General features: G+C 53.6%; 22 protein-coding genes and 1 pseudogene. 15 read left to right on the plus strand and 8 right to left on the minus strand.

The features are described from left to right. The first annotated feature begins 61 nt into the window (after positions 1–61). On the plus strand, positions 62–1,840 hold the full coding sequence (locus BRO54_RS10435; protein ID WP_074043876.1) for an ABC transporter ATP-binding protein: 1,779 nt from the start codon (positions 62–64) through the stop codon (positions 1,838–1,840). A gap of 57 nt (positions 1,841–1,897) precedes the next feature. On the opposite strand, the gene BRO54_RS10440 is transcribed toward BRO54_RS10435, so the two are convergent. Further along, positions 1,898–2,077, minus strand: a complete 180-nt coding sequence (locus tag BRO54_RS10440; protein WP_011230836.1) for an aspartyl-phosphate phosphatase Spo0E family protein — start codon at positions 2,075–2,077, stop codon at positions 1,898–1,900. A 168-nt stretch (positions 2,078–2,245) separates the two neighbouring features. Here BRO54_RS10440 and BRO54_RS10445 point away from each other — a divergent pair, with 168 nt between their 5' ends. From BRO54_RS10445 to BRO54_RS10455, 3 genes are all read left to right on the plus strand, one after another. After that, on the plus strand, positions 2,246–2,953 hold the full coding sequence (locus BRO54_RS10445) for a cytochrome c biogenesis protein CcdA (protein ID WP_021322230.1): 708 nt from the start codon (positions 2,246–2,248) through the stop codon (positions 2,951–2,953). Between the two features lie 68 nt (positions 2,954–3,021). After that, complete coding sequence (locus tag BRO54_RS10450; RefSeq protein ID WP_033010344.1) at positions 3,022–3,378, plus strand: response regulator; 357 nt, start codon at positions 3,022–3,024, stop codon at positions 3,376–3,378. Between the two features lie 201 nt (positions 3,379–3,579). Then, the gene (locus tag BRO54_RS10455; protein WP_407059689.1) at positions 3,580–4,059 is read left to right on the plus strand and encodes a CcdC family protein; all 480 of its coding nucleotides are present in this window, start codon (positions 3,580–3,582) and stop codon (positions 4,057–4,059) included. A gap of 189 nt (positions 4,060–4,248) precedes the next feature. Here the strand turns inward: BRO54_RS10455 and BRO54_RS10460 are convergent, their stop codons facing one another. Continuing rightward, positions 4,249–4,683: a DUF2621 domain-containing protein gene (locus BRO54_RS10460; protein WP_011230841.1), complete on the minus strand. Its 435-nt coding sequence runs from the start codon at positions 4,681–4,683 to the stop codon at positions 4,249–4,251. Between the two features lie 270 nt (positions 4,684–4,953). Between BRO54_RS10460 and BRO54_RS10465 the strand changes: the two genes are divergently transcribed. Both BRO54_RS10465 and BRO54_RS10470 read left to right on the plus strand, forming a co-directional pair. Continuing rightward, complete coding sequence (locus BRO54_RS10465) at positions 4,954–5,622, plus strand: cell wall hydrolase (protein ID WP_239691247.1); 669 nt, start codon at positions 4,954–4,956, stop codon at positions 5,620–5,622. A 39-nt stretch (positions 5,623–5,661) separates the two neighbouring features. Further along, positions 5,662–5,799 (plus strand): annotated as a pseudogene (locus BRO54_RS10470) (PTS lactose/cellobiose transporter subunit IIA); the annotation flags it as partial. Positions 5,800–6,008: 209 nt separating this feature from the next. Here BRO54_RS10470 and BRO54_RS10475 read toward each other — a convergent pair. Continuing rightward, positions 6,009–6,155 carry a small acid-soluble spore protein P gene (locus BRO54_RS10475; protein WP_011230843.1) on the minus strand — a complete coding sequence of 49 codons (147 nt, stop codon included), beginning with the start codon at positions 6,153–6,155 and terminating at the stop codon, positions 6,009–6,011. A 125-nt stretch (positions 6,156–6,280) separates the two neighbouring features. Here BRO54_RS10475 and BRO54_RS10480 point away from each other — a divergent pair, with 125 nt between their 5' ends. Then, positions 6,281–6,541, plus strand: a complete 261-nt coding sequence (locus BRO54_RS10480; RefSeq protein WP_033025146.1) for a hypothetical protein — start codon at positions 6,281–6,283, stop codon at positions 6,539–6,541. A 70-nt stretch (positions 6,542–6,611) separates the two neighbouring features. Here BRO54_RS10480 and sspO read toward each other — a convergent pair whose 3' ends face one another. Beyond that, positions 6,612–6,761, minus strand: coding sequence for a small acid-soluble spore protein O (gene sspO / locus BRO54_RS10485; protein WP_033025147.1), 150 nt, complete (start codon positions 6,759–6,761; stop codon positions 6,612–6,614). A 233-nt stretch (positions 6,762–6,994) separates the two neighbouring features. Here sspO and acnA point away from each other — a divergent pair, with 233 nt between their 5' ends. Beyond that, positions 6,995–9,715 (plus strand): aconitate hydratase AcnA, encoded by a 2,721-nt coding sequence (gene acnA / locus BRO54_RS10490; protein ID WP_033025150.1) that lies wholly within the window; start codon positions 6,995–6,997, stop codon positions 9,713–9,715. A gap of 37 nt (positions 9,716–9,752) precedes the next feature. Here the strand turns inward: acnA and sspL are convergent, their stop codons facing one another. Further along, a complete protein-coding gene (gene sspL / locus BRO54_RS10495) occupies positions 9,753–9,890 on the minus strand; it encodes a small, acid-soluble spore protein L (RefSeq protein WP_011230846.1) in 138 nt (45 codons plus the stop codon). Between the two features lie 72 nt (positions 9,891–9,962). Between sspL and BRO54_RS10500 the strand changes: the two genes are divergently transcribed. Beyond that, positions 9,963–10,427, plus strand: a complete 465-nt coding sequence (locus BRO54_RS10500; protein ID WP_053413665.1) for a divergent PAP2 family protein — start codon at positions 9,963–9,965, stop codon at positions 10,425–10,427. A gap of 112 nt (positions 10,428–10,539) precedes the next feature. On the opposite strand, the gene BRO54_RS10505 is transcribed toward BRO54_RS10500, so the two are convergent. Then, positions 10,540–11,466, minus strand: coding sequence for a DMT family transporter (locus tag BRO54_RS10505; protein ID WP_074043878.1), 927 nt, complete (start codon positions 11,464–11,466; stop codon positions 10,540–10,542). 221 nt (positions 11,467–11,687) lie between these two features. Between BRO54_RS10505 and BRO54_RS10510 the strand changes: the two genes are divergently transcribed. Together BRO54_RS10510 and BRO54_RS10515 are read left to right on the plus strand one after the other, a co-directional pair. Next, positions 11,688–12,353 (plus strand): ribonuclease H family protein, encoded by a 666-nt coding sequence (locus BRO54_RS10510; protein ID WP_074043879.1) that lies wholly within the window; start codon positions 11,688–11,690, stop codon positions 12,351–12,353. 6 nt (positions 12,354–12,359) lie between these two features. Next, the gene (locus BRO54_RS10515) at positions 12,360–12,575 is read left to right on the plus strand and encodes a zinc-finger domain-containing protein (protein ID WP_013145666.1); all 216 of its coding nucleotides are present in this window, start codon (positions 12,360–12,362) and stop codon (positions 12,573–12,575) included. A 280-nt stretch (positions 12,576–12,855) separates the two neighbouring features. Here BRO54_RS10515 and BRO54_RS10520 read toward each other — a convergent pair whose 3' ends face one another. After that, positions 12,856–13,125: a DUF2564 family protein gene (locus BRO54_RS10520; RefSeq protein WP_074043880.1), complete on the minus strand. Its 270-nt coding sequence runs from the start codon at positions 13,123–13,125 to the stop codon at positions 12,856–12,858. Between the two features lie 129 nt (positions 13,126–13,254). Next, positions 13,255–13,455 carry a cold-shock protein CspD gene (gene cspD / locus BRO54_RS10525; RefSeq protein WP_003251474.1) on the minus strand — a complete coding sequence of 67 codons (201 nt, stop codon included), beginning with the start codon at positions 13,453–13,455 and terminating at the stop codon, positions 13,255–13,257. A gap of 321 nt (positions 13,456–13,776) precedes the next feature. Here cspD and BRO54_RS10530 point away from each other — a divergent pair, with 321 nt between their 5' ends. The 4 genes from BRO54_RS10530 (at position 13,777) to glpK (ending at position 17,187) form a co-directional block, all read left to right on the plus strand. Continuing rightward, entirely contained in the window at positions 13,777–14,028 is a 252-nt protein-coding gene (locus tag BRO54_RS10530) for a hypothetical protein (protein ID WP_074043881.1), read from the plus strand. Between the two features lie 194 nt (positions 14,029–14,222). Continuing rightward, positions 14,223–14,624 (plus strand): sporulation protein, encoded by a 402-nt coding sequence (locus BRO54_RS10535; RefSeq protein ID WP_074043882.1) that lies wholly within the window; start codon positions 14,223–14,225, stop codon positions 14,622–14,624. Positions 14,625–14,828: 204 nt separating this feature from the next. Then, a complete protein-coding gene (locus BRO54_RS10540) occupies positions 14,829–15,647 on the plus strand; it encodes an MIP/aquaporin family protein (RefSeq protein ID WP_074043883.1) in 819 nt (272 codons plus the stop codon). A 49-nt stretch (positions 15,648–15,696) separates the two neighbouring features. Continuing rightward, positions 15,697–17,187, plus strand: coding sequence for a glycerol kinase GlpK (gene glpK / locus BRO54_RS10545; RefSeq protein ID WP_074043884.1), 1,491 nt, complete (start codon positions 15,697–15,699; stop codon positions 17,185–17,187). The last annotated feature ends 5 nt before the right edge of the window (positions 17,188–17,192 follow it).

Here is a 17,192-nt window from a genome sequence, read left to right on the forward strand (position 1 = left end):
CAAAAACGAGCGGAGCGAAAAGCCTGAAAATACAAGTTGTTTGTGAGATAGGGGGAAGCGGATGAACGACCGATGGTTGACAACAAAAGAGCAGCGGCGCGTCTTATGGCGGCTGCTCGCTTATATGGGAAGATACAAAAAAGAAACTGCGCTTGCGTTTACGCTTCTTCTGTTGGCAGCGGCCGGGGAGCTTTCCGGCCCGTATTTGGTGAAAGTGTTCATTGACGACTATTTGGTGCCGGGCCGCCTTGCTTTTGGACCGGTGGCGGCGCTGGCCGCCGCCTATCTCGGCGTGCTCATCTTGAAAACGATCATTTCCTACTTCCAGCTTGTTGAGTTTCAGCGGCTCGCTTTGCACGTCATTCAAGCGTTGCGGATGGATGTGTTTGCGAAAGTGCACCGGCTCGGGATGAGCTATTTTGACCGGACGCCGGGCGGAAGCATCGTTTCGCGGGTGACGAACGATACGGAAGCGATCAAGGACATGTTCATCAGCGTCCTAGCGGCCTTTGTGCAAAACGGCTTGTTTGTCATCGGCGTGTTTGTCGCCATGTTTTCGCTTGACGCCAAGCTTGCGTTGTTTTGCCTGTTCATCCTCCCGGCTATCGCGTTCATCATGCACACGTACCGCCGCTACAGCTCGGTGTTTTATCAAGAGATGCGCGAACGGCTGAGCGAACTGAACGCCAAATTGAACGAATCGCTGCAAGGGATGGCCGTCATTCAAGCGTTCCGCCAGCAGCGCCGTTTATATCAAGAGTTTGCCGCCGTCAATGAAGCGCATTACAAGGCGGGGATGAAAAACATCCGCCTCGATGGACTGCTGCTTCGGCCGGCGATCGATATGGTGTATATGTTGTCGATCATGGTCGTGCTCAGCTTTTTTGGCATCACGGCGCTTGACAGCCCAGTTGAGATCGGCGTGCTGTACGCGTTTGTCAACTATTTGGAGCGCTTTTTCGAACCGGTGACGCAAATGATGATGCGCCTGTCTCTTTACCAGCAGGCGATCGTTTCCGCCTCTCGCGTGTTCGCCCTTCTTGATCATCAAGAAGAGGAGCCGGTCAATCCAGATTGGTCGCCGCATGTGATCGAGCGCGGGGAAATCGAATTTCGTGATGTCAGCTTTTCCTACGACGGCAAACGGGATGTGCTGAAACGGCTGTCGTTTGTCATCCGTCCAGGGCAGACGGTCGCGTTTGTCGGCCATACCGGCAGCGGCAAAAGTTCGATCATCAACTTGCTCATGCGCTTTTATGAGTTTGACCGCGGCAATATTTTGCTTGACGGCCGGTCGATCCGCGATTACTCGCGCGCTGAGCTGCGCCGCCGCCTCGGCCTTGTCTTGCAAGATCCGTTTTTGTTTTACGGGACGGTCAAAGAGAACATTCGCATGTATAATCAGGAATTGGACGACGAAGCCATTAAGGAGGCCGCCCGGCTCGTGCAGGCCGATGCGTTTATTGAGCAATTGCCCGGCGGCTACGACCATGTGCTCGCCGAGCGCGGGGCGACGTTATCAAGCGGTCAGCGCCAGCTTCTTTCCTTTGCCCGCACGATCGCTGCTGATCCGAAAATTTTGGTGCTCGATGAGGCGACCGCCTATATTGACACCGAAACAGAGGAAGCGATTCAAGATGCGCTCATGCGCATGCGGAAAGGGCGGACAACAATCGCCATCGCCCACCGCCTATCGACGATCCAAGACGCCGATCAAATTTTCGTCCTCCACCGCGGCGAAATCATCGAGCGCGGTACGCATCAGCAACTGCTGGCGCAAAAAGGGCTTTACTACCAAATGTACTTGCTGCAAAACGGCCTCGTCGACGTCCATGCGTAAATGGCGGCGTTTTGCCGCCCCTGCTTGGAACAAAAAGAAGAAAGCGCCATGTCCCGCCTAGCGGGAGGCGCTTTGCTTTCGCCGCTTGGTTTGTTCGCGTTGATAGGCATTGAGCAACGTGTCAAGTTCTTTGCTGATTTTCATGGCCGCCGCCGAGTTTAACCCCGTTTTGGCCACCGTGTCGACAAGCTCCATCCGTTTTTGTTCAATCAAGGTCAACAATTTGCATTTCGGCACGAATCGACCGTCCTTTGCTTGAAGTATTGTGTATGGTGCTTTATACTATTTTATCAGTGAACGCAAAAATGGAAAATAGAAAAATTGACCAGGAACAATGAGAAACGTGTTACGGGAAGAAGGAATTCTGCTAAAATAAAAAGTAAAAAAGCAGGGGCTGATTCACCAATGAATGATCTCAATCTATTTTTAGCGTTCGGCGCCGGGTTTTTGTCGTTTATTTCCCCGTGCTGCTTGCCGCTTTATCCGGCGTTTTTATCGTATATCACCGGCGTGTCGGTCAGCGAGTTGAAAGAGGAAAACGCGATGCTGAACCGCCGCAGCTTATGGCATACGCTTTGCTTTTTGCTCGGCTTCTCGCTCATTTTTATCTCGCTTGGCTTTGGCACCTCGCTTCTTGGAAGGCTGTTTGTTGATTATCAAGATGCGATCCGGCAAATCGGCGCGGTCGTGATCGTCGCTCTTGGCCTCGTCGTCGCCGGGCTGTGGAAGCCGGCGTTTTTGCTGAAAGATCGGCGCATTTCGTTTCGTGAACGGCCATCGGGATATGTCGGCTCCGTGCTGATCGGCATGGCGTTTGCCGCCGGTTGGACGCCGTGCATGGGGCCGATTTTGGTGGCGGTTGTCGCTCTAGCCGCCACCAACCCGGGCTCAGGAATGATGTATATGCTTGCTTATACGCTTGGATTTGCCATTCCGTTTTTCATGTTGTCGTTTTTTATCGGCAAGCTGCAATGGATCCGCCGCCATAGCGCATCCATCATGAAGGCGGGCGGCTATGTCATGGTGGCGATGGGCGTCGTTTTGTACTTTGATTGGATGACAAAGCTGATTGCTTATATGACAAGCTTGTTTGGCGGATTTACTGGTTTTTAGCGGCGATGGAGCCGCCCTTTGTGCGGCTGTTGTTGGAGGAATATCGTTGAGGAGAGGGAGATGGAAAGATGGCTGCCATTTTAATTGCTGACGATGCGAAGTTTATGCGGGTAACGCTGGCGCGCATTTTGGAAAAGGAGGACCATCAAATAGCCGGCGAGGCGGAAAACGGCAAAGAGGCGGTCGAGCTGTATCGCCGGCTGCGCCCCGATCTTGTCATCATGGACATTACGATGCCGGTCATGAATGGGATTGAAGCGGTGCGGGCGATTAAGGAGATCGATCCCGGGGCGAAAATCATCATCTGCTCGGCGCTCGGGCAGCAGCGTATGGTCGTTGAGGCCATTGAAGCCGGAGCGGCTGACTTCATCGTCAAGCCGTTTGAAGAAACCCGCGTGCTCGAGGCGATTGCCCGTCTTTTGTAAGCGGGCTTTGGCTTCGTACGGCATAGGAAGGCGCCGGCTTATGACCGCTGGAAAACAGCTGGCTGCGTTCCTCTTGGCAAGCGAGAGGGATGAAGCGAGCGCGATGTTTGGCGAAGGCGGGGGCGGCTTTAGAGGACGGTAGGCAAGCGGAGCGGTTTTTGCTATAATAGCGTTGTCCGTGAATTTTGTCGGAAGAAGGTGATGGCTTTGGCGTTCATTACATCGCTCATCGCCGTTGTGATGGCGTTTTTCATCTTTTTTGTGCGCATGAAGGCGTCGGAAAAGCCGACGAATGCCAAAAAAATTATTTTGCCGCCGCTGTTTATGAGCACCGGGGCGCTGATGTTCATCGATCCGGTCTTTCGCGTTACGCGCGGGGAGCTCATCGAAGCGGTCATTCTCGGCCTGTTTTTCTCGCTGTTTCTCATTAAAACGTCAAAATTTGAAATCCGCGGCAACGATATTTATTTGAAACGCTCAAAATCCTTTATTTGGATTTTGCTCGGGCTGATTGTCATTCGCCTTGGCTTGAAAACGTATTTAGGACGAACGATCGACTACCGCCAGTTAAGCGGCATGTTTTATTTGCTCGCGTTTTCGATGATCGTCCCATGGCGGATTGCGATGTACGTTTCGTATAGAAAGCTGGCGGCGCAGCTGAAACCGCCAGTGCTAACATAAAGAGCTGTCCCGCTGATGGACAGCTCCCTTTTTTGTTGCGCCAAGCCACTTCACTTCGCTTCCCTGGAATTGTCCCGCAGACGGAGCTGAAGTCGTCGGTCCCGGCCTAAAAAGCTGCTTGTTTGGGCCGCTTTTTTCATGCTGAAACAGACGAAAGCCGCCGGCCAGCCTTAGACGAAAGGCGGAACGTCAGCGGCTTTCCAATAAATGTTTATAAGGGGCGAGATCGATGTTCTTCGCCTGCAATGTCCGGATTAAAAACTTATGGTCGCGCTTAGGGGTTGCGATGATGTAGCCGCGGATCAGCAAGTCGCGTGTGATGCGCGGCGCCTGCTCTTTGAGCGCAAGCTCGCCGATTTTGCCGGCGATCTTTTGCCGCGCGACGTCGCGGAACAATTCCGGCACAGGGCGAACCAATTCCTCAAGCAGCGCTTTTTCTTCTTCCCCCCATAAATGGCGCGTCTGTTCAATGTAATATTCCTGCCAGTCGAGCTCCGATTTCCCATCTTCTTTCGGCAGCCGCTTCAAAAACTTGCGGAACATGAAAAAGCCGCCGATCGACATCATGACAAGCAAAAAGACGACCCAAAGCAAAATAAACCAAAGAAACCATCCGGTCAGCACGATCCCCACCCCAACATGATGATCAACTGTTTTGCCATAGGCAAGATTCGTCTACTATTATGTCGAAAAGCTTGCTGTTTGGCAAGTTTCAAACGGCGGCTTGTTACGAACCGTAACGCAACTGTAATGCAACTGTAAAAAAGCTTGTCCCGCCTTACAGCGCCAATGGATTGAAAGCCGCCGGCCGCTTTGTATGGAAAAGATATACAGTGACGTTCCCTTCTTTGCCTGCTAATCTAGTAAACAAAGAAAAAAAGCCAAAAGGCAACGATGAGGGGGATGCGCAGAGTGAAAAAGACGATTGCAGCGCTCACGATCATTTGCTGTATGGCGTTAAGCTCTCATGAGCTGTCGGCGGAAGCGGCTGGCTCGTATACATACTATCAAGTGAAAAAAGGCGATACGTTGTCGAAGATCGCCAAACAATATCATACTTCGGTTGCTTCGTTAAAGTCGTTAAACGGGTTAAAAAGCGATGCTATTTATGTCGGCGAAAAGCTGAAAGTGCCGGCTGCGGCGAAGCGATCGGCTTCGGCGCCGGCAAAGAAGAAATCGATCTCATTAAGCGCCGCTGACCGGAAGCTGCTCGCCCAGCTTGTGCAAGCGGAGACCGGTTCGAGCGAGCCGTTTGCCGGCAAGGTGGAAGTGGCGCTTGTGGTTTTAAACCGCACAAAGCATCCGGAGTTTCCAAAGACGGTGCGCGGCGTCATTTATCAAAAAACGAAATCCGGCTACGCGTTTGTACCAGCCAAAACGGGGAAATTGACCCGCATTCAGCCGACAAAGCAGGATTACGAGGCGGTCGACAAGGCGCTAGCCTTATTCCCAAACGATCGCCGCGGCTCGCTTTATTTCTACAATCCGAAAATCACAAAAGACAAATGGATGTTGTCGCGTCCGGTGACGATTCGCATCGGGCACCATGTCTTCACGAGATGAACGGGGTCGAATAAGGCCTCGTTCTTTTGTTTTGTGCATAGCGGCGGGCAGCCGGTGGTGACGCTTCTGATGGTGCATGCCCAAGATCATTTAATGACGGCGATCACGGTCAAGGATTTAGCCGCTGAATTCGTGGAGCTGTATGAAGCGCTTAAGCGGCAAACAGCCGAATCATAATCGCCGTCGGCCGGCTTGTTGCCCGGGGAGGATGATTTGCTTCAACGGGAATGAACCCAAGGCGGGCGGCAACGGGCTGTTCTAGCGACCGCCCGCTTTGTTGATTTTACAATAATTTTATTATGTAAACATAATAGCACCAGCCGTTCAGCCCTCCCGGCTGCCGCCGGTCTCGGCTGAACGGAGAAGGAAAACTCCGCTTGTTTGCGTCACATATCGTGGCTTGTGTTGTGCTTTTGCCGCGTGTGATTGCGGTTCTTCACTTTTTTCGAACCGTCAAGCGGCTCCGGCTGCCCAGGATTGTCGCCTTTTGGGGCGTTTTTGCGCATATCTTTGCCGTCGTTTTTGTTCGTCATTTGTTGTCCCTCCTTTGTCCGTTAGCATGCGGCGTTGTGCTTTCGCTTATTCGGCGCATAATTTGCGCCCGGTTTGAAACGATAAGTAGTGAACGACCGCGATGACTGCGAAGGAGGGACGAGCCATGGTTTACCATAAAACGAAGCAAGAGGCGTTTCAAGCAGCGCAAAAGGCGACGATGGAAGCGAAAGAATGGCACGATCACTTGGTGCGTGATCAAGCCGACTACGGCCACCAGCTGACCCATCTTCGGCAAGAAGTAAACGAGGCGTTCGCCCAAATTGAAAACGCGCTCGAAGTTGCCTCGGAGACACAACGCGTGCAGCTCGAAAAATTCCGCAGCGATTTGCAGGCGATCGTTGACGAAGTCAATGAAAACGAGTAAGGGAATGCCGGCGGCGGACATTCCCTTTTTGCATGCTATGGCAGGCCGGGATGGCGAAATGGCCGCCACGCTATTGGTTCTTTTTTCGTTTTTTGTTGTTTTGGCGCTGCTCCTCGGTCAGCGGTTCATTGGAAAACTCTTCGTTGTATCCGGCGCCCATTCCTTGCGCTTTGGCGGCGTTCATGCCAGGGATCACGTGGTTTGCTTTTCGCTTCGCCATTCGTTTCACCTCCGCTTCTAGTTTGCGATGAAACGGGCGCCTTATTCCTCTTTTGCCGCGGTAAGGAAGTAATATGGCGAGACATTGGAAATCATTATTTACAACTTGTCCTGTTCTGTAATAAGATAAAGTCGTGCCGAACTTTATGGGGATTGGGAGAATTCATGCTATTTTTTCGACTTTTGTGCGAAAAAATAGTATAGTATTATTGTGAAGTGAAGGGGGTTATACATATGGCGAAACAAGATGTGTTCAACGCCCGCTCTTCGTTTGTTGTAAACGGCAAAACCTACAACTACTACCGTTTGCAAGCGCTTGAAGAAGCGGGCATCGGCCAGGTGAGCCGCCTGCCGTACTCGATCAAAGTATTGCTTGAATCGGTGCTTCGCCAAGTCGACGGCCGCGTCATCACGAAAGAGCACGTCGAAAACTTGGCGAAATGGGGAACGCCGGAAATGAAAGACATTGACGTGCCGTTTAAGCCGTCGCGCGTCATTTTGCAAGACTTCACCGGCGTGCCGGCGGTCGTCGATTTGGCTTCGATGCGCAAAGCGATGGCCGATTTGGGCGGCGATCCGTACGAAATCAACCCGGAAATTCCGGTCGATCTCGTCATCGACCACTCGGTGCAAGTCGACCGCTACGGGTCGGACGATGCGCTTGAGTACAACATGGATTTGGAATTCAAACGGAACGCCGAACGGTACAAGTTTTTGAAATGGGCGCAAAAAGCATTTGATAACTATCGCGCCGTTCCGCCGGCAACGGGGATCGTCCACCAAGTGAACTTGGAATATTTGGCAAGCGTCGTTCACGCGGTCGAAGGGGAAAACGGCGAGTACGAAGCATTCCCGGATACGCTTGTCGGCACGGACTCGCATACGACGATGATCAACGGCCTCGGCGTCCTCGGCTGGGGGGTCGGCGGCATTGAAGCGGAAGCCGGCATGCTCGGCCAACCGTCGTACTTCCCGGTGCCGGAAGTCATCGGCGTCCGCCTGACAGGCAAGCTGCCGGACGGAGCGACGGCCACCGACTTGGCGCTTAAGGTGACGCAAGTGCTCCGGAAAAAAGGCGTCGTCGGCAAATTCGTCGAATTTTTCGGACCAGGAGTGGCGACTTTGCCGCTTGCGGACCGGGCGACGATCGCCAACATGGCGCCGGAATACGGGGCAACGTGCGGCTTCTTCCCGGTCGACGCCGAAGCGCTTGACTATTTGCGCTTGACCGGCCGCGACGAACATCACGTTCAAGTCGTCGAAGCGTATTGCAAAGCGAACGGTTTGTTCTACACGCCGGATGCACCGGAGCCGGTGTTTACGGATGTCGTTGAAATCAACTTGTCGGAAATCGAAACGAACTTGTCGGGGCCGAAACGGCCGCAAGACTTGATCCCGCTCTCGAAAATGAAACAGTCGTTCCGCGACGCGGTGAAAGCCCCGCAAGGCAACCAAGGCTTTGGCTTGACGGAAGCGGACTTAGAGCGGGAAATTACGGTCGAGCTGAACGGCGAACAAGTGAAATTGAAAACGGGCGCTGTCGTCATCGCGGCGATCACAAGCTGTACGAATACGTCGAACCCGTACGTCCTCGTCGCCGCTGGCTTAGTGGCGAAAAAAGCGGTTGAAAAAGGCTTGCAAGTGCCGAAATACGTGAAAACGTCGCTCGCGCCGGGCTCGAAAGTCGTCACCGGCTACTTGCGTGACTCGGGGCTGCTTCCGTATCTTGAACAGCTCGGCTTCAACGTCGTCGGCTACGGTTGCACGACATGCATCGGCAACTCGGGTCCGCTTGCGCCGGAGCTCGAAAAAGCGCTCGCGGAAAGCGATCTGCTTGTGACAAGCGTCCTATCCGGCAACCGGAACTTTGAAGGCCGCATCCACCCGCTTGTCAAAGGCAACTATTTGGCATCGCCGCCGCTTGTTGTCGCCTATGCGCTCGCCGGCACGGTCGACATTGACTTGTTGAACGAGCCGATTGGCAAAGACAAAGACGGCAATGACGTCTACTTCCGCGACATTTGGCCGTCGATGGAAGAGGTAAAAGCCGTCGTGAAACAAGCGGTCGATCCGGAACTGTTCCGCAAAGAATATGAGCGCGTGTTCGACGGCAATCCGCGCTGGAACGCCATCGAAACGACGGATGAGCCGCTTTATCAATGGGATGAAAACTCGACGTACATTCAAAATCCGCCGTTCTTTGAAGGCTTGTCGCCGGAAGTGCGCAAAGTCGAACCTCTCACCGGCTTGCGCGTCGTCGGCAAGTTCGGCGATTCGGTCACGACTGACCATATTTCGCCAGCTGGGTCGATCGGCAAAAACACGCCGGCAGGCCAATATTTGATCTCGAAAGGCGTCGAGCCGAAAGACTTCAACTCGTACGGTTCGCGGCGCGGCAACCATGAAGTGATGATGCGCGGCACGTTTGCCAACATCCGCATCCGCAACCAAATTGCGCCGGGCACGGAAGGCGGCTATACGACGTACTGGCCGACCGGCGAAGTGATGTCGATGTACGATGCGTGCATGAAATATAAACAAGACGGCACTGGGCTTGTCGTCATCGCCGGCAAAGACTACGGCATGGGCAGCTCGCGCGACTGGGCGGCGAAAGGGACGTTCTTGCTCGGCATTAAAACGGTCATCGCCGAAAGCTTTGAGCGCATCCACCGCTCGAACCTCGTCTTGATGGGCGTCCTGCCGTTGCAATTCAAAGAAGGCGAAAATGCGGAGACGCTCGGCTTGACGGGCAAAGAAGTGTTCGACATTCACATCGATGAAAACGTCAAACCGCGCGATCTCGTCAAAGTGACGGCGACGAACCCGGATACGGGCGAGAAGAAAGAATTTGAGGTCATCGTCCGCTTTGACAGCGAAGTCGAAATCGACTACTATCGCCACGGCGGCATTTTGCAAATGGTGTTGCGCGAAAAATTGGCGAAAGTGAAACAATAACGACAAAAAGCAGGCTCCCATATCGGGAAGCCTGCTTTTATTTGGTGTTGAGCTTTTTCGCTGCGTTCTCAAGCTTGCTTTTTGGATCCGGGGTGAACGTTCCGTCTTGGCCAAAGCCTTGCGGGTTGACGCCCGGCGCCTTCGTGCCGCGGTTTCGGCCGCCGTTTTTGGTCATTGCTCTCACCTCCGCTCTTTACGGATAGTATGGCCACCCTTGGCCAAAATATAAGCAAAGGAGGGAGGCGTGATGAACAAGGGGCTGAAGACGGCGCTCGCGACAATCGCGCTCGCCCAGTTTCTGAAAATCCCGATCAAGCAGCTGGAGACCGGCCGGTGGGACTGGCGGCTCTTTTTCGAAACCGGCGGAATGCCAAGCTCCCACTCTGCCGGTGTTTCCGCCTTGGCGACATTTATCGCCCTCGAGCGAGGCGTGCGCACGATCGATTTTGCCTTGGCTGCGTTGTTTGGACTGATCGTCATGTACGATGCGCAAGGGGTGCGGCGCCAAGCGGGCGAACTCGCCCTTCGCCTGAACGAGCTTGCCGAGGAAGTGAAAAAGCTGGAAGGAGATCCAAAACAAACCGTTTATCACAAACGACAGCGGCAGTTGCGCGCCCGGCTCGGGCACGAGCCGATCGAAGTCGTCGGCGGGGCGCTCTTAGGCATGGCCGCGGGCGCTTTATCGCATTGGGGTTGTCGGCGTCGCGCCTGACAGCCTCAGGCAGCGAAGCGCGTCAGGCGCCGTCGGCATGGGATGATGACCAACGGAGCGCCTCTAGCCTCCCAAAAGCTTCACTGTTTTTCGCTAAGAGCAACCGTTGCGGCTACGATGGGATGTTCCGCTTTTCCCGCCACCGTCTGCCCCAGAGGCGCATGCTTGGCAGTTCGGCGAAAATCATGCCGGCCAAAATCGCAGCGCCGCCAAGCCAGGCCGATGGCGACAGCCGCTCTCCAGCCCAAAGGTAGGCGGTCAAAGCGGCGAACACCGGCTCCATGGCGAAAATGAGCGCGACATGGGCGGGAGTCGTATATTTTTGCACCGCCGTTTGGATGAGAAACGCCGCGGTCGTCGCCAGCAGCGATGTCACAGCGAGCGCCCCCCATACTTCCGGACGGCGGAGCACCGCCATATTCCACATTTGCGCGGCGTCTTCAAACCAAAAGGCAAAGAAGAAACAAAGGACGGCGACGGTAAAAATTTGCACCATCGTCAACAGCAGCGTCGAATACCGGGAGGAATATTGGCCAGTGACGATGATGTGCATGGCAAACGAAATGGCGCAAAAAAAGACGAATAGATCGCCGCGGTTGGGCGACAGCTCCGCTCCGCCCGTCAGCCAATACAGGCCGAACGTAGCAAGTGCCGCTCCAACGACCGCATTCACAGACGGTTTTTGCTTTAAAATCAAAAAGGAAAACAATGGAACGAGAACAACGCTCAGTCCGGTAATAAAGCCGGCTTTCGAGGAAGTGGTATACAACAGTCCGATCGTTTGGAATGCGTAGCCGCAAAACAGCCATAGCCCCATCCACGCCCCAGCGCCGATGAGCCGCCATGACAACTGGCCGAGCAATGGGCGGGAAGCGGCAGCGATCCAAGTGAGAAGCAACAAGCCAGCCAAACTGAAGCGAACGGCGTTAAACGACAACGGCTCCAAAAACGAAATGGCATTTTGGACGACGACGAACGTCGCCCCCCAGACGAACGTCACCACTAACAAGCTTAAATCCGCGATGGTTTGTTGCTTCAATGTGATTTCCCCCTTGTTAACCCTATTTATCAGCTGCTAGCCGCTAGTGTATCATAAATAGGTCGAAAAAAACATACGGTTTTGGAAAAAAGATGGGCGCCTGCGGCAAAATGGTTGATACAAGAAGAAATTGCGCATAATATTAGGTAATGAACAAGGGCGCAAGTGTGGTAAAATAAAAACCAGCTCCGATCATCGCCACGCGGAAGGGTGACAATGAGTTGGACGTACAAATCCACTGGACGTATATCACGCCGAAAAAACAAGAGGCGTTTCTTGTCTCCGATTGGGTCGATGCCAAAAAGGCGCTCGCTTTGGCGGATGATTTTGAAAAAACCGGGCGGACGAAAACAGTTGAGTTCGTCGATCGAAACGGCACGGTGTGGTCAAAAAAAGAGCTGCAAAAGCTGCTTGAGGAGATCGCCGGCGAGCCGTATGAGATCGTTGTGTATTTCGACGGCGGCTTTGACCATGAGACGTCCCAAGGCGGCGTCGGCGCGGTCGTATACTATAAGCAAAACGACCATCGCTACCGGCTGCGCGCCAACCGCCGGCTCAGCGAAATCAAATCCAATAATGAGGCAGAGTATGCGGCGTTTTGGTTTGTTATGCAGCTGCTCGAGGAACTTGGCGTCCATCATTTGCCGGTGACGTTCCGCGGCGACTCCCACGTCGTGTTAAAGCAGCTGTCCGGCGATTGGCCGTGTTTTGAGGACGATTTCAACATCTGGCTTGACCGCATTGAAGCGAAAATGCGCGAGCTTCACATCGAGCCGGCGTACGAGCCGATTTCGCGCAAACAAAATAAAGAGGCAGATTCGCTCGCCCGCCAGGCGCTTGAAGGGCAGATCATCACGAGTCGAACGGAATTGACAGAGAAAGGGTAAGGTCGTATGGGAAAGAAGCGGAACCGACGCAAAGAAATATTGGACCAAATCGCTTGGCTGGAGGAAACGTACTGCGACGGCTGCTTTTTAAAAAGCACGTTCCGGAAAGAGTACGGCAAAACGTACGCCCAGTCGTTTTGCATCCAGCAATGCACGGTCGGGGAACAAATGCGGCAGTACGGGGAGATGCTCCTATCAGCGCCGCCGCGTCCGCGTCGGTAATGAAGGAATTTTTTCAAGAGGCGGTTGGTGCGGGCGATAGGAGCCGCAATCTGCGCTTTCGCGAGCCTGGGGCGGTGCCGGCTGCGACCAGGCAAGCTTTGGCGTTTGAACTGAGGAAGCGGATGCGTTGAGAAGGCCGGTGATTTAACAGAACATACGTTTCAACATAGAGAAATCTCAAAAGCTGTTCTTCTTTTCACTCCAAAAGGAAATCGTTGTTTGTCCTCCGCCTGATAGACGGTGCAAAAAGAGCTTCGCCAAGCGAAGCTCCGTTTTGCTGTTATTGCCGCGCCTCGCGAAGCTGGTGTTCGGCGCGGGCCAATGTTTGTTCGCAGCGGGCGAGAAAATCACCGTCGACGCCCGTAGCTTCCTGGCGAGCGCGCGCCAATTGGTCGCGGGCGTTTTTCACCGCTTGTTCGGCATGGTGAAGCATCTCAGGGTCGAGCTGCATCGTTGCCTGGCCGACCATTTTTTCCGCCGTTTCGACGAACATTTCCACTTGCTTTACGTCGTTGTATCCCGTATGTACGTCGGCATCGCGTCTGGCCATATGAACACCTCCCTTTCTTTATTGTTTGCCGCTTGGTTGAATCTATGCAAATCGCAATGAAAAAGGCACCCTGCTTAAGCAGGGTGCCTCTCGTTCCGCTCCCGTTCTCTCGTCTATGTCAACGAAGTCTTATAATTTGACAACGTTCGCTGCTTGCGGTCCGCGGTTTCCTTGGACGATTTCAAACGAAACTTCTTGGCCTTCTTCTAACGTTTTGAACCCTTCACCTTGGATCGCCGTGAAGTGGACGAATACGTCCGAACCGCCTTCCACTTCGATGAAACCATAACCTTTTTCGTTGTTAAACCATTTTACTTTACCACGTTGCATAATACTGAATTCCTCCTAATACCTTTAGCCTGTTCGGCTAACCTCAAGATTTTTATCAAATAACAAAATATACTTCACAGCCATCCAAGATGCGCCTTCATGTTGAATGCCTGAAATATATTCTGTTATGTGATGACTTTACTATACACTACCGCGGTTGGCCGCGTCAAGCAAAAGAAAGGAAATTTCCGAAAAAAGTTGTTTGCCGGCCCGAAAAACAATGCGTTGAAAAGGAAAACGGGCCGCAGGGGGAGAAAAAGTCATGAGCGGGCAACAACGGCCATACATTGGAATAGGAACGACAAAAAGGGGGAGAAGCGGATGTACCGCGGGAAAATCGCGGGAAAAGAAGTGATCGTCCGGTTAGGGAGCCGGGTCAGCCGCCGTTATTTCAGCGACAATAAAATTTACCACATGGTTCTTTCGTACGGAGAGTCGGCGTTCCGCAAAGGGCAGGATACGTTTTGCATCTACAATGACCGCGTCGGCTTGATTGTCGCGGAAGTCGAGCAACAGGACGTCCCGGTCATTCGGATCGATTACATTATCGAAAACGAAAATGTGTACGAATAACCAATTGACAGCGGAAGGCGAATGCGGTAATCTCGAATGTAAGCGGTAACAAAACGAGCCGCATTCGTCCCTGTTTCTCCCAGGGGCAGACGTGCCGCGCCAGCATCGTCTGTTTATTTTTTGGCTTGCGTTGAAACAGGCGGCTTCGTTTTTTCGTATGATGATATGACAAGAGAGACAAAGAGGTGACTACGGTGTTATTGCGCAAAATGATGTCAAGAGTCGGGGTCGGGTCGGCGCACGTCGACTTGATCTTAAATAAATCGTTATGGCGCCAAGGAGAAATGATTCAAGGGATCGTCCACATTTACGGCGGAACGGTGGAACAGATGATCGAGCGGCTCGATGTGGAGCTCGTGCAAAAAACGATCGAAAACGGCAAGGAACTGGATGCCATTGTCGCCGTCATTCCGGCGGCCGGAGCGTTTTCGATCAAGCCGGGCGAAAAAAAGGAAATCCCGTTTTCCTACACGATTCCGGAAACATTGCCGCCATCGCGCCCAGGTCGGTCGTACCGGTTCATCACCCGCCTTCATATCGAAGACGCGGTCGATACGCTCGACTTCGATTACGTGCAAATTTTGCCGAAGAAATAGGTTGACAGCGTTTTCAACAGATGATATGCTAAAAGCAAGTTAATAACGTTGTGGTGGAGAAGCGGAGACCCACACATATTCCTCGTTGCTTAGCGGGGAAGCGTGTGGGTTTTTGTTTTTCCACCCAACGGCTAACCCTCCGGAGGGGCCGCCCAAGAAGGAAATGGCAGAAGAAATCACGAATGAAAAGGGGGAAGAGAACAAATGTCGCCATTTTTAGGGGAATTCATCGGCACGGCACTGCTCATCATTTTCGGCGCTGGTGTGTGCGCCGGGGTCAATTTAAAGAAATCATATGCGGCCAATTCGGGCTGGATTGTCATTACGATGGGGTGGGGGCTGGCGGTGGCCGTGGCCGTATACGCTGTCGGCCGGTATAGTGGCGCCCATCTCAATCCAGCGCTGACAGTGGCATTGGCCATAAGCGGTGATTTTCCATGGAAAGATGTCCCTAGCTATGTGTTGGCACAAGTACTTGGCGCTATGGTTGGGGCTGCCGTCGTCTATCTCCACTATTGGCCGCATTGGAAGGAAACAGACGACCCGGGTGTCAAGCTTGGCGTATTTGCGACGGGTCCGGCAGTGCCGAATACGGCTGCCAACTTGCTTAGCGAGATCATCGGAACGTTTGTGTTGGTTCTGGCCATCTTGGCCATTGGCGCCAACAAATTCGCTGATGGGCTCAATCCGTTTATCGTTGGTTTTTTGATCGTGGCGATTGGACTGTCGCTCGGCGGTACGACGGGATACGCCATTAATCCGGCCCGAGACTTTGGACCTCGCTTAGCCCACTTTTTGTTGCCAATCCCAGGGAAAGGGTCATCAAATTGGGCGTATGCGTGGGTGCCGATCGTCGGACCGCTGCTTGGGGGTGCGTTAGGCAGTTTGGTCTATAAAGCCGTTTTCTTGGGAAAACCGACAGGCGCATTATGGGGAGTGCTGGCGGCAACCGCAGTCGTTTTGGCGGCGGCGAAGATGGCAAAAGGAAAAACAGTCAGCGCCGCAAGCCGCCGTTCTCTCTAGTTGGCGTACGGGGTTTGTAAGCAAATAAAGGAGAAGGGGGAAGAATGTCATGAATCAATACATTTTAGCCATCGACCAAGGCACAACGAGTTCGCGCGCGATTTTGTTCAATCAAAAGGGCGAAATCGTTCATATGGCGCAAAAAGAATTTACGCAATATTTTCCGCAGCCCGGCTGGGTCGAGCACAACGCCAATGAAATTTGGGGATCGGTGCTTGCTGTCATTGCCAGCGTCTTGTCCGAGGCGCAAGTGAAGCCGGAACAAGTGGCGGCGATCGGCATTACGAACCAGCGGGAAACGACGGTTGTGTGGGAGAAAGACACCGGCAACCCGATTTACAACGCCATCGTCTGGCAGTCGCGGCAGACGGCCGGCATTTGCGATGAACTGAAAGCGAAAGGATATGACCCGCTATTCCGCGAAAAAACCGGCTTGCTTATTGACGCCTATTTTTCCGGGACAAAAGTGAAATGGATTTTGGACCATGTCGAGGGGGCGCGCGAACGGGCGGAGCGAGGAGAGCTGCTCTTTGGCACGATTGATACGTGGCTCATTTGGAAGCTGTCCGGCGGCCGCGCCCATGTAACCGATTACTCGAACGCGTCGCGCACATTAATGTTTAACATTCATACGCTCGAGTGGGATGACGAGCTGCTTGCGATTTTAAACGTGCCAAAGGCGATGCTTCCTGAGGTGCGCCCGTCCTCGGAAGTATACGCGAAAACGGTTCCGCATCATTTCTTCGGCGTGGAGGTGCCGATCGCGGGAGCCGCGGGCGACCAGCAGGCGGCTTTGTTCGGCCAGGCGTGCTTTACGGAAGGGATGGCGAAAAATACGTACGGCACCGGCTGCTTTATGCTGATGAATACGGGGGAAAAAGCGGTGCAATCGAAACACGGGCTGCTCACAACGATCGCCTGGGGGATTGACGGCAAGGTCGAATACGCCCTTGAAGGCAGCATTTTCGTCGCCGGTTCGGCCATTCAATGGCTGCGCGACGGCTTGCGGATGATCAAAACCGCGGCTGATAGCGAAGCATACGCCGAAAAAGTCGAGTCGACCGACGGGGTGTATGTCGTACCGGCGTTCGTCGGCCTTGGCACGCCGTATTGGGACAGCGAGGTGCGCGGGGCGGTGTTTGGCCTCACGCGCGGCACAACGAAAGAGCATTTCATCCGGGCGACGTTGGAATCGCTCGCTTACCAGACAAAAGATGTGCTCGCCGCCATGGAAGCCGATTCCGGCATCTCGCTGACCACGTTGCGCGTTGACGGCGGGGCGGTGAAAAACAATTTCCTTATGCAGTTTCAAAGCGATTTGCTTGCCGTTCCGGTCGAACGTCCGGTCATTAATGAAACGACGGCTTTGGGTGCGGCGTATTTGGCCGGGCTGGCGGTCGGCTACTGGAGCAGTCGGGATGACATCGCCGCCCAATGGCAGCTCGAGCGCCGGTTCGAACCGCAAATGGCAACGGAAACGAGAGAAGCGCTGTATGCCGGATGGAAAAAAGCCGTGCAGGCAGCGATGGCGTTTAAATGATTGAA

Source organism: Geobacillus proteiniphilus (assembly GCF_001908025.1).
Classification (GTDB): Bacteria; Bacillota; Bacilli; order Bacillales; family Anoxybacillaceae; genus Geobacillus; species Geobacillus proteiniphilus.

Coding starts and splice junctions, on each gene's coding strand:
- BRO54_RS10515 (WP_013145666.1), top strand. CDS start 12,360: ATGGGAAAGAAGCGGAACCGACGCAAAGAAATATTGGACCAAATCGCT.
- acnA (WP_033025150.1), top strand. CDS start 6,995: ATGGCGAAACAAGATGTGTTCAACGCCCGCTCTTCGTTTGTTGTAAAC.
- BRO54_RS10450 (WP_033010344.1), top strand. CDS start 3,022: ATGGCTGCCATTTTAATTGCTGACGATGCGAAGTTTATGCGGGTAACG.
- glpK (WP_074043884.1), top strand. CDS start 15,697: ATGAATCAATACATTTTAGCCATCGACCAAGGCACAACGAGTTCGCGC.
- BRO54_RS10435 (WP_074043876.1), top strand. CDS start 62: ATGAACGACCGATGGTTGACAACAAAAGAGCAGCGGCGCGTCTTATGG.
- cspD (WP_003251474.1), bottom strand. CDS start 13,455: ATGCAACGTGGTAAAGTAAAATGGTTTAACAACGAAAAAGGTTATGGT.
- BRO54_RS10465 (WP_239691247.1), top strand. CDS start 4,954: ATGAGGGGGATGCGCAGAGTGAAAAAGACGATTGCAGCGCTCACGATC.
- BRO54_RS10520 (WP_074043880.1), bottom strand. CDS start 13,125: ATGGCCAGACGCGATGCCGACGTACATACGGGATACAACGACGTAAAG.
- BRO54_RS10475 (WP_011230843.1), bottom strand. CDS start 6,155: ATGACGAACAAAAACGACGGCAAAGATATGCGCAAAAACGCCCCAAAA.
- BRO54_RS10540 (WP_074043883.1), top strand. CDS start 14,829: ATGTCGCCATTTTTAGGGGAATTCATCGGCACGGCACTGCTCATCATT.
- BRO54_RS10500 (WP_053413665.1), top strand. CDS start 9,963: ATGAACAAGGGGCTGAAGACGGCGCTCGCGACAATCGCGCTCGCCCAG.
- sspL (WP_011230846.1), bottom strand. CDS start 9,890: ATGACCAAAAACGGCGGCCGAAACCGCGGCACGAAGGCGCCGGGCGTC.
- BRO54_RS10455 (WP_407059689.1), top strand. CDS start 3,580: ATGGCTTTGGCGTTCATTACATCGCTCATCGCCGTTGTGATGGCGTTT.
- BRO54_RS10445 (WP_021322230.1), top strand. CDS start 2,246: ATGAATGATCTCAATCTATTTTTAGCGTTCGGCGCCGGGTTTTTGTCG.
- sspO (WP_033025147.1), bottom strand. CDS start 6,761: ATGGCGAAGCGAAAAGCAAACCACGTGATCCCTGGCATGAACGCCGCC.
- BRO54_RS10530 (WP_074043881.1), top strand. CDS start 13,777: ATGTACCGCGGGAAAATCGCGGGAAAAGAAGTGATCGTCCGGTTAGGG.
- BRO54_RS10480 (WP_033025146.1), top strand. CDS start 6,281: ATGGTTTACCATAAAACGAAGCAAGAGGCGTTTCAAGCAGCGCAAAAG.